Source organism: Pseudoalteromonas fenneropenaei (assembly GCF_042643375.1).
Taxonomy (GTDB): domain Bacteria; phylum Pseudomonadota; class Gammaproteobacteria; order Enterobacterales; family Alteromonadaceae; genus Pseudoalteromonas; species Pseudoalteromonas fenneropenaei.
This window is the reverse complement of the sequence record NZ_JBHRSD010000047.1, coordinates 48,809-63,492: the sequence shown is the minus strand read 5'-3', so window position 1 is coordinate 63,492 and position 14,684 is coordinate 48,809. Positions and strand designations below refer to the sequence as shown.

The window sequence follows — 14,684 nt, the reverse complement described above, 5'->3', positions numbered from 1 at the left end:
AGCTATAACTTATTGGTATTCCAACTTAAATGGCGATTGCAATGCGTTATCCTTATCTGACAATTTTGCTGTGGTGTGTAACTGGCTTCGCCTCTGTCTGGTTGCTTGTCAAACGGCCTCAGCAATGGGACACAGTGGAAGAGTTGTTGTGGCTCTCGGTTTCATTGTCAATGCTGTTGCAACTACACCCACACTCGAAAAATCGCTTACTAAACGTAGCGTGGCCTCTCTATTGCTTTGGCTTATGCTTAGATTTACTAGATGATTTCATTGCAAGCGACAAACTCCCAATTTTGCTTTTTGATACCTCGCTAAAGAACATCGGGTTTTTACTTATCTGTAGCTCGCTGCTACTCATGCTCAGGGATAAACGCAGTGATATTGTGCACTTAAACAACGAAATCGCTGAGCGTAAACAACTCGAAGCTAAACTGACTTTTGAAGCCTACCATGATGCATTAACTGGGCTTGGTAATCGCCGTGCTTATTTTGAACAATTTAAGGCCTTGAGTCGCTCTCACGGCTATCTTTTTTACTTTGATTTAGACCACTTCAAACAAGCCAATGACAAATACGGCCATCAGCGTGGTGATCAAATTCTCAGTGCTTTTGCCAACTCCTTGCAGCATCACTTTGCTGCCGACTTATGTTTTCGCCTTGGTGGTGATGAATTTGTTGCGTTCACTAGCGACGATAGTATTCAGCCAGTCAAGATACGCGACCATCTACTAGAACAAATATTTGAGTTTGGTGTGGGTGTCAGTATCGGCGTCGCCAAATTAGCACAGGATTCCGACCCTGACGCGATATTGCATCAGGCTGATGAAGCTATGTATCGGGACAAACAACAGAAAAATTCTCGCCGTTGTGAAAGACCTTGACTGGCGCAGCCTGATATTCGCTGATACTCTAAGCTTAACCCCACCGAATGAGGAAACACAGTGTTTAGTCAATTATTTAGTAACAAAGCGCTGGAACAAGAATTACAACAACTCAAACAACAGAATGCCGCGCTAAAAGACGACAACCGCGCCCTTAAGGCGGAAAAGGAACAATTACAACAACAGTTGGTTGAAACCCATGCCCAACTCAACGACAACACAGATAATCAATTACTGCAGTGTGCGCTCAATGGTTTAATGCAAGTGCAAGGCATTCGTGAATCAGTTTTGCACAGTTTTGAAGAAATCGACCATGAAAGCCGCGCCATCAATAATGTCAATCAATCATTTGAAAAGTCAGAAAACGCTCTGAAAAATATTCTTTCAGGGATGACCAGCCTAGATAAAAACATGGGCGGCATGACCAGCAATATTTCTGGCCTTTCGCAAATGGCAGACAGTATCAATACCTTTGTGACGACCATTTCTAAAATCTCCGACCAAACCAATTTACTCGCACTCAACGCTGCCATTGAAGCGGCGCGTGCTGGTGAAGCGGGTCGAGGCTTTAGTGTGGTTGCCGATGAAGTTCGTGCACTTGCTACCAACACTAACGAATCCGCCAATGAAGTTTCTGACTTAGTTAAGAAAATCATTAGCACCACACAACTCACCGTTGATGCGGTAAGCGTTATTCAAAACTCCAACCATCAATTGTCGTCAAGTATTGCGCACTTAAATGACGAGTATCAGGAAATTGTCAGCCGTTGTGGCAACATGAAGGACACCATAGTACGGGCCACTGGTTTAACGTTTGTGCAAACTGTTAAACTTGACCATGTCGTGTGGAAAGGTGATGTCTATGCTCAAGTGATTGGCCGCAACCGTAAAAAGCCAGAAGAGTTCAGCGACCACAGCATGTGCCGCTTAGGCCAATGGATGAAATCTGAAGGCGGCAAGTTATATGGTGATGCTTCTGCGTTTAAACGCCTTGACGCGCCGCACCGCGAAGTCCACCGCGCTGGGGTTGAAGCAATGAAACAAATGCGCAGTGGCAATAAACAAGCTGCGATTAAAGAGCTCAACAAAATGGAACAAGCCAGTAGCGATGTTATGCACTTGCTTGATGAACTGGCGCACTTAAGACGCTAGTTTTACGCTCTTACTGGTGCGGACAACCCTATCCGCACCCTTAATACCACTTAACCCCTTCCTTGACGTGGAAAATTTGCTACACTTGCCGCCCTTTGCAGCTATTTACCGAAGTAAGATGTTTCTAGACCCAAATTGGCGTGTCCTCACTGTAGGTGACGGCGATCTATCGTTTTCTCGTGCTTTAACGCATTTTATTCCAGCAACACAATTGGTCGCATCGGTACTCGACAGCGAAACCGTGCTGCGCGAAAAATACCAAGCTCATGCGATTGACGATTTACGCGCACTCAACGTGCCCATTTACTTTGAGTTCAATGTCTTAGATGATTCTTGCTGGCAGCAACTGGCGCAAAAATTTGATGTGGTGATTTTCCAGTTTCCGCTTATCCCAGCATTCAATGACCAGCAACAGTTTGAGCAAAACCCACATTCAATCAATACCTTAAATCGTATTTTATTGCGCACCTTCATTAGCGCCTCACAGCGCTTTGCGCTAGATAGCAATGGCCCGATGCTAAGTTATATTACCTCCAAAGACGTTAAGCCTTACCGCGATTGGAATATTGAAGGCACGCTAGTCCAAGGCTTACCCTATCAGTTTTTGGGTAATTCACGTTTTCATCTAGAACGCTTCCCTGGTTATCAAATTCGCAATGTTGACCGCGATAAACATGTGAAAAACACTTCTGGGATCACTTACGTATGGTCACCTAAACCTTGGCCAGAAGCGCATCAACATGCCCCTCATCGACCACAAATACCTTATTATTTCAACGGCAACTATTGCACTATGTGCCGCGCGGGTGAGTTTAAGGGTGAAGCCGACATTAAAGCGCATAACAAGTCGCGTTTACATAAAGTTGCGCAACTTCATGAAAACGCGTGGCAAAGCTATTTGCAGCAACTCGAAAATAATTAGGGAACAAAGTTAGCGCAAAAGTTAATAAAAAGATGCTTGATTGTATCGATCCAATAAAGTATACAATTAAGCATTGTTCTCAGCTAAAAGTGCCAGTAGACTAGCGCCTCTCCCGTGCTTTGGACTGCAATTTGTATGGTAATTAACCGCGATTTTATCTTTGCTTTGGCTTGTTTGTTAGTAGCTATGGTGACCATTCAGTCCGGTGCATCTATCGCTAAACAATTATTTCCCCATGTTGGCCCTGAAGGCACCACGGCATATCGGCTTGGTTTCTCAGCGCTTATTTTATGTTTGGTATTTCGTCCTTGGCGGCAATTACCCAGCAGTTGGCGCAGTATTTTTGTTTATGGCTTGTGCCTTGGTGGCATGAATATCCTATTTTATTTTGCCATCGAGCGGATCCCGCTAGGTATAGGCGTAGCGCTTGAGTTTACCGGCCCTTTAGCGGTTGCGCTGTTCTCATCAAAACGCAAACGCGATTTGTTGTGGGTGGTATTTGCACTGGTTGGCATAGTATTGTTATTACCCGACCTATCAAGCGTAGACGGTCTTGACCCAGTCGGCGTCGTGTTAGCCTTGGCCGCAGGTGGCTGTTGGGCTGGGTATATTTTGTTTGGTAAAAAGACCGGCAACCAAGGCTCTGGCGGCGTTACCGTTGCTTTAGGTATGACGATCGCCGCTATTTTTGTCGTGCCAGTTGGCGTGGTATCGCAAGGTACAGCGCTACTTAATTGGGAGCTGATCCCACTCGGTATCATGATTGGTATTTTATCCAGCGCCTTACCTTATAGCTTAGAAATGGTCGCGCTACGTAATATGCCAGCGCAAGGTTTTAGTATAATGATGAGTTTAGAACCTGCGATCGCCGCTTTGGCAGGCCTACTCATCTTAGGCGAACTGCTTAGCATTTGGCAGTGGCTTGCGATCCTCATGGTTATCGTTGCATCAGCAGGTAGCTCCATCACCAGCAAGCATAAATAACCTCTAAGACTAAGTTCTCAAAGTATCGGCAAAGGTACGTAGCGCGTTCCTTTGCTATTTTTTGGCCTGAATAAACGTCAATCTCGGGCACCTCTGCAACATGTACTTTATCCTTATTTACGAGCCAAACACGGTCAATGCGCGCGGCTCGTCAAAGGTCTAGTCAGAATGATGGAGTACAGTAAAGCCACCATGCAACACAATAAGCCTATGCCATAAATGGATATTTCTTGGTGAATAGCGAGAAAATCCATTGCCTCAAAACCATTCATTGGCCCTAAGTACCAAATGATTAAAAAGACCAAATCAAAAGGATGGCGTTGCTTAAACCAAGGTCCTATCACAAACGATAACAACACCCACACTGTGCAGCCAATAATAAGGCTTATTGCATTGAGCAAGCCATATTGAACCCATACCCACACAACACTGCCTAGTTGCGTGCCAATCATAATGAGCACCGCAGTCATAATTTGCGTATAGCGGCGATGTGTTTCTGAAACAGTACAATGGTTTAGTAACAAACCCAGCTGTGCCTTGTCCTCACGAATACCTAATTTTCCGAGCATGTTGAGATTGAGTAGACACAACAGACCCATTAACAATTTGGCGGTGTCATTTTGCAACAGTGCAACAATACTGAGGTTTAAAATTAACATCGCCAGCCATAAAAATTTCGGTATAGCACGCGTTAATAAGCTTAACTCGGTAATAAACAAGCGTACCAACGGCGAGTTTGGATACAAAGCACGAAGCCTATCGAAAAGACGGGCCGAAACTAAAGTACGATTGTCCTTTTTAATCGACTTTTTGGGTACGTGCTTAAATCTATCAAATACCACAACAGCCAACGCGAACACGGCAAAACCAAATAGCAGCACCAGCGCGCTTTCACTTAAGAGCCCGCTATTGAATGACAAGTCTTTGATCAGAATCGACCCAAGCGCCTTTAGGTTTTCGGGCGAATCAACCAACACACCGATACTAACCCCACTCCCTGTAGTATTTGGATAAGCCGCTAAAATAGCCTCATTAATTTGCGCAGATATTTCAACAAAACCCGGTTGGCTTCCCCCTAAACTGGATAAGATCCCTGCAAAGAGAAAAAAATAGACGACGTTACCTAGCGAGCTTGCAAGTCTTGGATGGCTATCAAAAAGCGACGCAAATGCGGCACAGACAAATAACGATGGCAACAGCACAACAACAAACAACTTAATATAAATACCGAGCTCAAAGGAGTATTGGTCATAAACAAACACATTCAACAACATGGTTGTCAGTAGTGTGGTGCCGCAAAGAGTCGTTAGTACCATCCATGACGCAAGTGTTTTTTGCAAAATATACTCAGTGTTCGACATCGATGTATGAGCAAGTAACACACCTAGATTGCGTTTTCTATCAAGCGAAATCGCGCCTTTAATAAAATAAAAACCAAATAACGCCACTAACATGGAGGTCATCATGCTGTAGATGATTGCCATCCAAACGCTGTTGTACGCTCCAATAATCCCTGAGACTCTAAATGTGACATAACCGTCTTCAGGCAGAGGATAAAAACCCAATGAAAGAAGGAGTAAGAGGATGAGTAAACCTAAACTGTTTTTGCGCGCCAGCTGTAATCGATAATCAATCCAAGTACGCTTAAAAAACGACCTCATGCCAATGTTTCCTGGGCAGCGCGATTCACCGCCAAGTAGGCATCTTCCAAGGTTGGTACAACTGCCCTTGCATTTTCATCAGGTTGATCACCGGACACAATTTTCAGTAAGTAACCCAACTCGTTGCGCTCTGCATGCGCCACTGTCTGAGTAGACTTTAACTCTGCATAGCGATTGGTTGAAACTTGTAATTCCCAAACTTGATGCTGAGCCGCACGTTTCAACGCGTCAGCTGAATCAAACCAGTTAAGCTGTCCGTGATTCATAATGGCAATACTATCCGCGATAGACTCTATATCACTCACGATATGGGTAGATAGTAAAATCAGCCTGTCCGCTGCAAGCTCAGCGAGCATGTTTTTGAATTGGTTTCGCTCTTCTGGGTCAAGCCCGACTGTCGGCTCGTCAACTATCAGTAATGCGGGGTTATTCAAAAGCGCTTGGGCAATCCCGACACGTTGGCGCATACCGCCAGAATAAGATGATAATGGAAAGTGAGCAACATGAGTGAGGTTGAGCGATTCAAGCAGAGTATCAATTCGCGAGCGTGAAGTTTTTGTGTCGAGCTGTTTTAAATCACTGATATACGATAAAAACTCTATGGTGGTCAATTCGTCATAGACACCAAAATACTGCGGCAAATAACCCAGCTCTTGGCGTAAATGCTGGGGTTTGCGAATAATCGACTCCCCTTTCCAAAGCACCTCGCCCTGTGTTGGTTTTTGCAACGTAGCTAAGATATTCATTAAAGAAGATTTACCCGCACCATTTTTACCCAATAAACCCACAATACCCTGGCTTAAATTTAGGTTTATGTCGCGAAGTACAGCTTTGTCTTTTTTATAATAATGAGTGAGCGACTGAACTTGTAACATGCGTTTCTCCTTGAGTATGCTGTTGAACCGCATACTCTTACATACCGAATAGAGAAACGCATTTTACGTAACATTTATTTAAATTGTAAACAAAATAAAACCTTAGGAACTGCTTTTATTTATTTACATTTAACAAATAGTCACCTGCACCTGAGTAAGACAGTACAATAAAGCGATAATAGCCATTACTTGCACTGTAGGTTATCGCTTCATTCGATGTGGGTGATTCAGAGACCGCCACTTGCTGCCAAGCACCATTCACCCATTTCTCTAACTTAAGATCAAAATCAGCACCTGCTGGCCCTTGCAAGGTTGCCTTTATCGTCCCACCCGCATATTGAAACCAGTTGCCATTAGGTTGAATAGCTTGCTGTTTGTTATTCAAGTAACCAGTATAAACCTCGCCTGCTGGCGGTTCTACAGCACCAAGGTCAAAGCTGATAGTCGCGGCAGGGTCGGAAACACCGCTAATCGCAAGGCCTGAATCATTGCCATTCCACCACAATGAATTAGTGCCTTTGCTAGTGAGCGCATTAGGCAAGGTGGCACTAAATTCACCGTTCACATCAAACAGGTCGTTAGCATCGCCACGGTTACGGTTGTTTTCTGGGTCGCGTCTGGCATCAGCATGTTCCATTTGAATATATGGATGCCATTCATCCGAGTTATTCCCCGCAGGGTCAACATGCCAAATTGCTAAGCCTTGATCCGGCTGCTCTGAGTTTTGCCCTGCGCGGTGGATAGCCTCAATATAGAATGCTTCTTGCGTATTTTGTGGGTTCGACCATTTGTATGAAGTATTACTGGCTGCGGTATGCGTCAAGCGACCACTTGGCGCGTTGGCATTAAGTGCAGGGTTTAGCTCAGTGACAGTATCCCACCCTGCAGTCGCGCGTAGCGGTGCCACCGGGCGAGTCGGTTTAAAACGGTTAGTGTCGCCAATAGCGCCAAAGCCCATGACACCAAAACTTGCGACTGAACCTTGCGAAGTACCATCATAGTCATAAAGATCAGGCCAGTTGGTGATCAAATGCCCAGATTCATGCACAAAAGTACCAATGGCTAAGCTATTACCCATGTCAGTAATTTGGTATCTGTCAGTACAGACACCGTCGGCACAAAAGCGTGGGCTGAGCTGTGCCATATGCGGCCATAAGCCTTTAGACCAGCTGCTGTCGGAAGCGCCCGCGTAGAAAATATTCAGGCCGCGAATTTGCTTAGAGCCATTAGTAGTGAGCGACGCAAAGTTAAAGCCTTGGGTGTTTTCAAGCCAATTTAACGCTTCTTTGATCAGTTCTTGCGAACGTACTGTTGAGCTATAACGGCTGTCAGCATAGTAAGCTTTGTTGTTTTTTGCGGTGTAATACGCCGTCACAGTATTAGTGTAATCTAATTGATTACCCGACACTGAACGGAAGTAACCTCTAACCGACTGCGCATTGCCAAACTCACTGTAATTTAAATCATTTAAAAATGATTCAACTTGGCCTTTAGTAATGGTGCCGCGTGCATCTGGGAAATCAATAATAATGGTGAGGCCTTTTACTGTGCCAGAAATCGCACTTGGCTCAACCAGCTGTGCATTCACATCAGCGGTTTCTGCGAAAAAATTTTGTTTGGCTGTATGGATATGCTCCTTCACGAGCGTTTTAGACACTTGCTCAAGTTGACCCACTTCAGCACGTGCCAACCGCTTTGCATTCGCTTTGGTTACCAATACACCTGTCGATTGCAACGTTTTGCCATCGTCACTGACTTTGGCATAGGCCATACCATTTAACACTTCATCAAATATTACCAATTTGCCATTGGCTGCACGTTGCTCAGCAAAATAGGTGTTACCGTTTAAAGTGATGATGACGGTGTCACCATTAGGTTGCTTGAACGGATAAGTTTCATTTTGATAAGGCACTGCGGCATAAGCCAGACTGGAAGTAAGCAATGTGAGCGGAATTGCCAGCAGCTTAAGGTTGTTTTTCATGTTGTATCTCCTTTATTCGGTACGGCATTTATTACATAGCCAAACCATTCGATCAACATTTTATTTTCATTTTTATACCAATGTACCCAATAAATAGATAAAAATGCATAAAAAAACAAATAAAGACAAACATTTCAGCTAATGCTTGCCAAAAACAAAACAACATCACTAAGACCGATTAAGTTGTAGTAACACAGCTGATTGTATGAACATTGCAAGCACGAAAGAATCACAACTCATGATCAGGTTTATTGAGTAGCTTGCTTATAGGTTGGTAGATGCAAAAATAAGGCGTGGTCACTGCCACGCCTTATTACTTAAACCTTGATAGTTTTGAGGGTTAATTATCAATGCAAGATCAGTTACCCGTAAATTCCATCACAGCATTAGTCGGCACTTCTTCTACTTTCACAGGTAATAAGTATTTTTCAAGCCATTGTTCTTGCTCCCACAGCACATGCAGGATGCTTTCGCGGGCTTTATAACCGTGCCCTTCTTCAGGTAGCATAACTAATCGGGCTTCTTTACCTAGCCCTTTTAATGCCGCAAACATGCGCTCCGATTGCATCGGGAAAGTGCCAGAATTGGGGTCTTCTTTACCGTGGATCATTAACATAGGTTCGTTGATTTTCTCGGCATGGAAAAACGGCGACATAGTGCCGTAAACATCTTGCGCTTGCCAAAAATCACGCTCTTCACCTTGGAAACCAAACGGCGTTAAAGTGCGGTTATAAGCGCCGCTGCGTGCTATGCCGGTTTTAAATAAATCGCTGTGGGCGAGTAAATTCGCCACCATAAAGGCGCCATAAGAGTGGCCTGCAATGGCAATATGGGCTTTATCGGCCACGCCTCTTTCAACCAAAGCATTGACCGCAGCCTCAGCGCTTGCGACCAATTGACTGCGGAAGGTGTCATTCGGTTCTTTATCCCCTTCGCCCACTATTGGCATTTTCGGGTCGTCAAATACTGCAATGCCTTTGGCAAGATAAGGCATTGGCCCCCAATAACCGATATAACTAAATTTATAAGGCGACTCTCGCACCTGCGAGGCAACCGCTTTATCTTTAAACTCTAATGGATAAGCCCACATCAACACAGGCAAAGGGCCTTGCTCAGGCTTGTAACCCGCTGGCAAGTACAAAGTGCCTGTCAGCTCAACGCCGTCTTTACGTTGGTACTTGATGACTTCTTTGCTAATGCCTTTAAATTCAGGATATGGATGCTCGTAACGAGTAAGTTGCGTCAATGAGCTGTCCGCCATATTGCGAATAAATAAGTTGGGTTGCTCTAGTTGCGACTCACGCACGGTAATAAATTGAGTGCCATCATCATCTAACATATCTGTCACGCGCTCATAATAAGGCGCTTCAGACTGCCAAAGTTTAGTGCTGCTGTTGGTTTTTGCATCATAACGGGCGAGGAAAGGAATGTTGCCTTGTGGCGAAGCACCCACACCCGTTAAATACAGATAGCGGCCACCCACAATTTTGACTGACTTCACACCTAAATCATTATGCGCATAAACAAAATTGCCCGGATCTTGATAAGCATCGTTATAGCTGCGCTCAGAGAATAGCACGCGATTTTCATCGGCGTTACGTGGCGATACCACAAAGCTGCGCACGCTGCGGTCTTTAAAACGCCATTCGCTCAAAACAGCCACGTTATCGTCTGCCCATTCAATGCCGCTAAAACGTCTCTCTAGCTTAGCAAATAGCTCTGAACCGCGGCGAAACGGTGCACTAATGGTATATAAATAATCATGGTGTTCAACTTCAGCCTTCATATCGCCACCATCTTGGGCTTCAGCCCACAGCACAGTGGCTCCTTTATCGCTACGCCATTGAAAGTCGCGTGGGCCGCTAATTACGCTATCAAAACCTTGAGGTATATTTTCAGCCAAAGGTTGGCGGGCTAATTCATACAGCGGATGACCACGCATGCCCCAAATTTGCCACACAGTCGGGAAGCGTGGATACGGTACTTGGTAAGAGAATGGCGCTTCTAACATCCCAATCAGCAAGTTTGTGGCATCCGGCGACACTTGGTAGTCTTTAATCATCAGCTCCGGGCCAATTGCTTGCGTTGTGCCATCTAAATGCACTTTCTCAAGGCGGCTTTGGCTATAAAATGTAAACAGCTGCTCATCAAAGGGGGAGCTGAGTAAGTTTTGGTAGGTTCGCGCTGGTGCTTTTTCACCTGTGGTCACTTGTACGATAGGTTTTAGCTCAGCGCTTGCTTGGCTCGGTGGTAGCTTGTCTTTATTAACTGCGATATTCAGGATAACGCTGCTGCTATCTGGCAACCATTGGTATGGTGCAGCAAGCACACCATTGAGTGGTAATGGGCTAAATTGGCTCAGTTTGCGGCCACGAATATCATACATCCATAAGGTGCTGGTAGTTTTGTTAGAAAGCACAAAACTAAAATAACGGCTGTTACTAGACCAAGCTGGGGATGAAATCTTACCTTCTGGTAAATCACCAATTGTGACTACAGAGCCAGTTTGTACGTGTTTGAATTCTAGCTTGGTATAAAACCGCGTGGTGTTACGCATCAGTGTATGCGGATTAAACTTAATCCCAGCCAAAGCCAGCTCTGGCTGCGACAGCTCGCTCAGCGTCACCACATTGCTGCGTTCCAGCATCGCCAACCAGTCTTTATCATTGGACAATAAAGTGGTGGGGAGATACTTTACGTCCACTAAAGCGGCAATGGCAGAAGATGGGGTTTGATACCCTGCATTGGCTTGCTCACTGGCATTAACCGTACCTAGTACTAAAACACTGAGGGCCGCGAAAATTCGCCACCCAGTTCGAAACGCCGTCATATTAACTCTCTGTTATCCTAAACAAGTTCAAATTGATAATACTAAAATCAGCGTAAAATGCGAGTATTTGCGCTCTGCCAAGGGGCTAGGCTTTTGCTCCACCCAAGAATGGGGTAAACTGCGACGAAACGCCAAAAATCGCCGTTGTATTTCATCCTTACGGCGAAGCGAGTGCGTATACTATCCTTTTACGCTTAGCCTGTTTGCTAAGGTTAGGGCCGTTTGATAACTTTGTCCGTTGCATGACATAATGAATAAAAATAATAAATCTGAAAAAATCACCATTTTTGACGTTGCCAAAGAAGCGCAAGTCTCAAAATCAACCGTTTCTTTGGTGCTAACCCAAAGCGATAAAGTCAGCGACCGTAGCCGCGAAAAAGTCCTCAAAGCTATTGATAAACTAGGCTATGTCTACAATCGCGACGCCGCCGCGCTACGCAGTAAGCGTTCTAATTTAGTGGCGCTCGTCATTAACGACCTCACTAACCCTTATTCCGCCCAGCTTGCTGTCGGTCTTGAAAAGCACATTGGCGCTTTAGGTATGCTACCTATGTTGGTTAATACTGGCGAATGCCTGACTCGCCAGCAGCAAGTAGTTAACACTTTAAAAGAGTACAATGTTGCCGCGTTTGTCATTTGTCCGGCGCCTGGTACTGACAAACAATGGGTCAATCGCTTGATAGAAAGTGGTTTTCCGGTGATCAATATTATGCGGGAGGTACCATTTAGTGATGCCCCGACCATTTTGCCGGACAACCAAAAAGGCACTTTGCTTGCCACAGAGCATTTGCTCTCGCAAGGCATTGAAAAAATCGCTTTTGTTGGCGGAACGGAAGATATCTCTGACTACCATGAACGACTCGCCGGTTATCAAACTGCACTGCGTCTGCACCAAGTTGCAAGTAATAATGCCATCGTGCCCGCCTCTACCAACCGCCAAGGTGGTCGAGAAGCCTTTAACACTTTGATGCAAACCCATCCAGATACTGAAGCCATTGTGTGCTTTAGTGATGTTATTGCCTATGGTGTTATTGAAGCAATGCGCCAGCGCCAGCTTGAGCCGGGTAAGGACATCAAAGTGGTAGGGTTTGATGACCTCGAAGACTCAAGGCTAATGGACCCTTCTCTCAGCTCGGTGCATATTGAGGCCGATGACATAGGTAAGCGTACTTGCCTTGCGCTCGCTGAACTTTTAAATGGCTCTGCACCTGCAGTACGCACTTTAGTCGATGTAAAGCTAATTGTGCGTGACTCATCAAGAGCTAACAACGTCCGTTAGATACACGATTAGGTGCTAAAGCCAAGGTTGCCGCATGAGTTGTTCTCTCTGCGGCCTGCTCCTACCGATAAGTTGCTATTTTTTATAAACTAATCTTAACTAAAAACAGCGTATTGGGAGGCCTCCAAGTGGGCCTGAGAAAAAGCCGCCAAAACGCGTTAAAAGCACTAGACTTTGCGGTAAATGCCGCTAGAATGCGCAACGTTTTTCAATGCTTTGCTAAAATTTAACCAGCTCCTTTAAGGCATTTTTAATTTGAATTCAGCAACCTTCACGCAAAAGCGCAAGTTTATCGTTCGTCTCGGTAAAATGCTGCACAAATATGGCACACCAGCTTACCGTCTTGAAGCACATTTAATGGAAGTCGCAACCCATTTAGGGCTTAAGTCGTCTTTTGTTATGTCGCCTACCTCAGTGACTTTTGTTATTTGGACAGAAGGCCACGAAGAGGAATACACCCATGTGGCGCGTGTTGATCCGGGCGACCATGATCTCGGCTCATTAGCCGATACCGATGATGTAGTGAACCGTATGTTGGCTGGCGAGTTAGATATTAGCGAAGCTGAGCGCTGCCTTGAAGCAATCGCCACGCAAAAACCGCCTTACAACCGCTTTTTGACCGGCATTGCCTTTGCCATGTCGGGTGGCGCATTTGCCATGCTGATGGGCACTAGCTGGAATGACGTGCTGTGGTCAGCGATTTTATCCAGCGTGGTGTATTTATTTGTGCTGTGGTCTACACGCTCACGCCGCGTCAGTCACATGTTAGAACCATTAGTTGCGATTGTATCGGCACTTTTAGCCTGTGGCATTAGCGTGCATCTGGATGCACAAATAAACATACGTTTGGTGGTGCTTTCGTCAATTATTGTGTTTATTCCGGGTCTTGCTCTGGCGCTTGGCTTTGCCGAATTATCTGCACGCCATTTAGTATCCGGCACCGCAAGGGTAATGGATGCCCTAATGCTACTATTTAAACTCTATTTTGGCGCCTTTATTGGTATTGCACTCGGTTTTGCGCTATTTGGCCAAACCGACTTTATCCAACCTGAGCCTTTACCAAAATGGTCAGCTTGGCTTGCGGTATTTGCGCTATGTTCTAGCCTACTTATCATCTTTCGCACCAAAATGCGCCATGCCAGTTGGTCAATTGCCTCTGGCTTTATCGCGTTTGCTGCCAGCATGAGTGCTGCCGCGTATTTTGACTATGCCATGGGCACTTTTATCGGTGCGTTTGCGGTAGGGGTATTTAGTAACTTCTTTAACCGTATGGTCAACGCCCCAGCATCGATTGTTGCAATGCAAGGTTTAATCGTGCTGGTGCCGGGTTCAAAAACCTATATCGGCTTAAATTCCCTAATTGAAGGGCAAAGCTTTGTGGTCGCTGACCATATCGGCCAGCAAACCTTTTTAATCTTTATGTCGCTTATCGCGGGTCTTATCTTCGCTAACGTAGCATTACCACCGAAAAAGAGCTTATAGGTTAACGGGGGAAATCCCCGTTCGCTTTACATCCGTACTGCGCCTAAATCCAGCGCCTTACCTGCTGACAATAATGCAAATATTCCGAGCCAAATAATGCAACCATTGCCCGCTCTTCAGGCGCGATTTGAAATCGTTGTAAATAGGCTATAAAGCTTGCCCATAGCAGTAAATTCAACGGTGCTGCGAGGATAAGGAACAGTCCAAGCAAGATGAGCGCCATGCCTAAATACATGGGGTTTCGTGAATAAGCAAAAATGCCGTTTGTTACAAGTGAGGCGGTTGCCGTTGGAGTTCTTGGGTCAACCGTAGTGTGTCGTAACCGAAAGGTTAAAAACGCATTGAGCATAATTGCCAACCCCACACACCATAACGCCAGCGCACATACTGTCAGCCACAACGGTGGGCTCAACCGCCAGCTATAACAAGCCACCAGCCAAAACAATAGGCCAAATAAGGCTGTTAATAAAAGTGGCGGGATGCGTGTCTCTAACCAATGCGCTGCGCCTAACTGCTGGTTCATGTGCTGTCCTTACTCGTAAATTTACCACGTTTAGTCATGAGCAAGCTTACTCTTGATAATGAAAAAAACACAGTAATGAATAAACCTAAATTTTGTGCGCAGCTTAAGTTTTTC

The 14,684-nt window shown here is 45.3% G+C and carries 11 protein-coding genes; 6 read left to right on the top strand and 5 right to left on the bottom strand.

From position 1 onward, the window contains the following. Window positions 1-41: 41 nt before the first annotated feature. The 4 genes from ACFOEE_RS19680 (at window position 42) to ACFOEE_RS19665 (ending at window position 3,939) form a co-directional block, all read left to right on the top strand. Window positions 42-881 (top strand): GGDEF domain-containing protein, encoded by an 840-nt coding sequence (locus ACFOEE_RS19680; RefSeq protein WP_377128580.1) that lies wholly within the window; start codon window positions 42-44, stop codon window positions 879-881. 60 nt (window positions 882-941) lie between these two features. Next, entirely contained in the window at window positions 942-2,033 is a 1,092-nt protein-coding gene (locus ACFOEE_RS19675; RefSeq protein WP_377128577.1) for a methyl-accepting chemotaxis protein, read from the top strand. A 118-nt stretch (window positions 2,034-2,151) separates the two neighbouring features. Beyond that, window positions 2,152-2,955: a Rossmann-like fold-containing protein gene (locus ACFOEE_RS19670; protein WP_377128574.1), complete on the top strand. Its 804-nt coding sequence runs from the start codon at window positions 2,152-2,154 to the stop codon at window positions 2,953-2,955. Between the two features lie 135 nt (window positions 2,956-3,090). Continuing rightward, complete coding sequence (locus ACFOEE_RS19665; protein WP_377128571.1) at window positions 3,091-3,939, top strand: EamA family transporter; 849 nt, start codon at window positions 3,091-3,093, stop codon at window positions 3,937-3,939. A gap of 134 nt (window positions 3,940-4,073) precedes the next feature. Here ACFOEE_RS19665 and ACFOEE_RS19660 read toward each other — a convergent pair whose 3' ends face one another. From ACFOEE_RS19660 to ACFOEE_RS19645, 4 genes are all read right to left on the bottom strand, one after another. Next, entirely contained in the window at window positions 4,074-5,600 is a 1,527-nt protein-coding gene (locus ACFOEE_RS19660; RefSeq protein WP_377128568.1) for a hypothetical protein, read from the bottom strand. Next, complete coding sequence (locus ACFOEE_RS19655; RefSeq protein ID WP_377128565.1) at window positions 5,597-6,475, bottom strand: ABC transporter ATP-binding protein; 879 nt, start codon at window positions 6,473-6,475, stop codon at window positions 5,597-5,599. Before ACFOEE_RS19655 ends, ACFOEE_RS19660 begins: the two co-directional genes overlap by 4 nt. 115 nt (window positions 6,476-6,590) lie before the next feature. Then, window positions 6,591-8,456, bottom strand: a complete 1,866-nt coding sequence (locus ACFOEE_RS19650; protein ID WP_377128562.1) for a M6 family metalloprotease domain-containing protein — start codon at window positions 8,454-8,456, stop codon at window positions 6,591-6,593. Window positions 8,457-8,814: 358 nt separating this feature from the next. After that, window positions 8,815-11,286, bottom strand: a complete 2,472-nt coding sequence (locus ACFOEE_RS19645) for an alpha/beta hydrolase family protein (protein ID WP_377128559.1) — start codon at window positions 11,284-11,286, stop codon at window positions 8,815-8,817. 250 nt (window positions 11,287-11,536) lie between these two features. On the opposite strand from ACFOEE_RS19645, the gene ACFOEE_RS19640 reads away from it, so the two are divergent. Both ACFOEE_RS19640 and ACFOEE_RS19635 read left to right on the top strand, forming a co-directional pair. Next, the gene (locus ACFOEE_RS19640; RefSeq protein ID WP_377128556.1) at window positions 11,537-12,565 is read left to right on the top strand and encodes a LacI family DNA-binding transcriptional regulator; all 1,029 of its coding nucleotides are present in this window, start codon (window positions 11,537-11,539) and stop codon (window positions 12,563-12,565) included. A gap of 255 nt (window positions 12,566-12,820) precedes the next feature. Beyond that, complete coding sequence (locus tag ACFOEE_RS19635) at window positions 12,821-14,047, top strand: threonine/serine exporter family protein (protein WP_377128553.1); 1,227 nt, start codon at window positions 12,821-12,823, stop codon at window positions 14,045-14,047. A 43-nt stretch (window positions 14,048-14,090) separates the two neighbouring features. Here the strand turns inward: ACFOEE_RS19635 and ACFOEE_RS19630 are convergent, their stop codons facing one another. Beyond that, window positions 14,091-14,570 (bottom strand): methyltransferase family protein, encoded by a 480-nt coding sequence (locus tag ACFOEE_RS19630; protein WP_377128550.1) that lies wholly within the window; start codon window positions 14,568-14,570, stop codon window positions 14,091-14,093. Window positions 14,571-14,684: the final 114 nt, after the last annotated feature.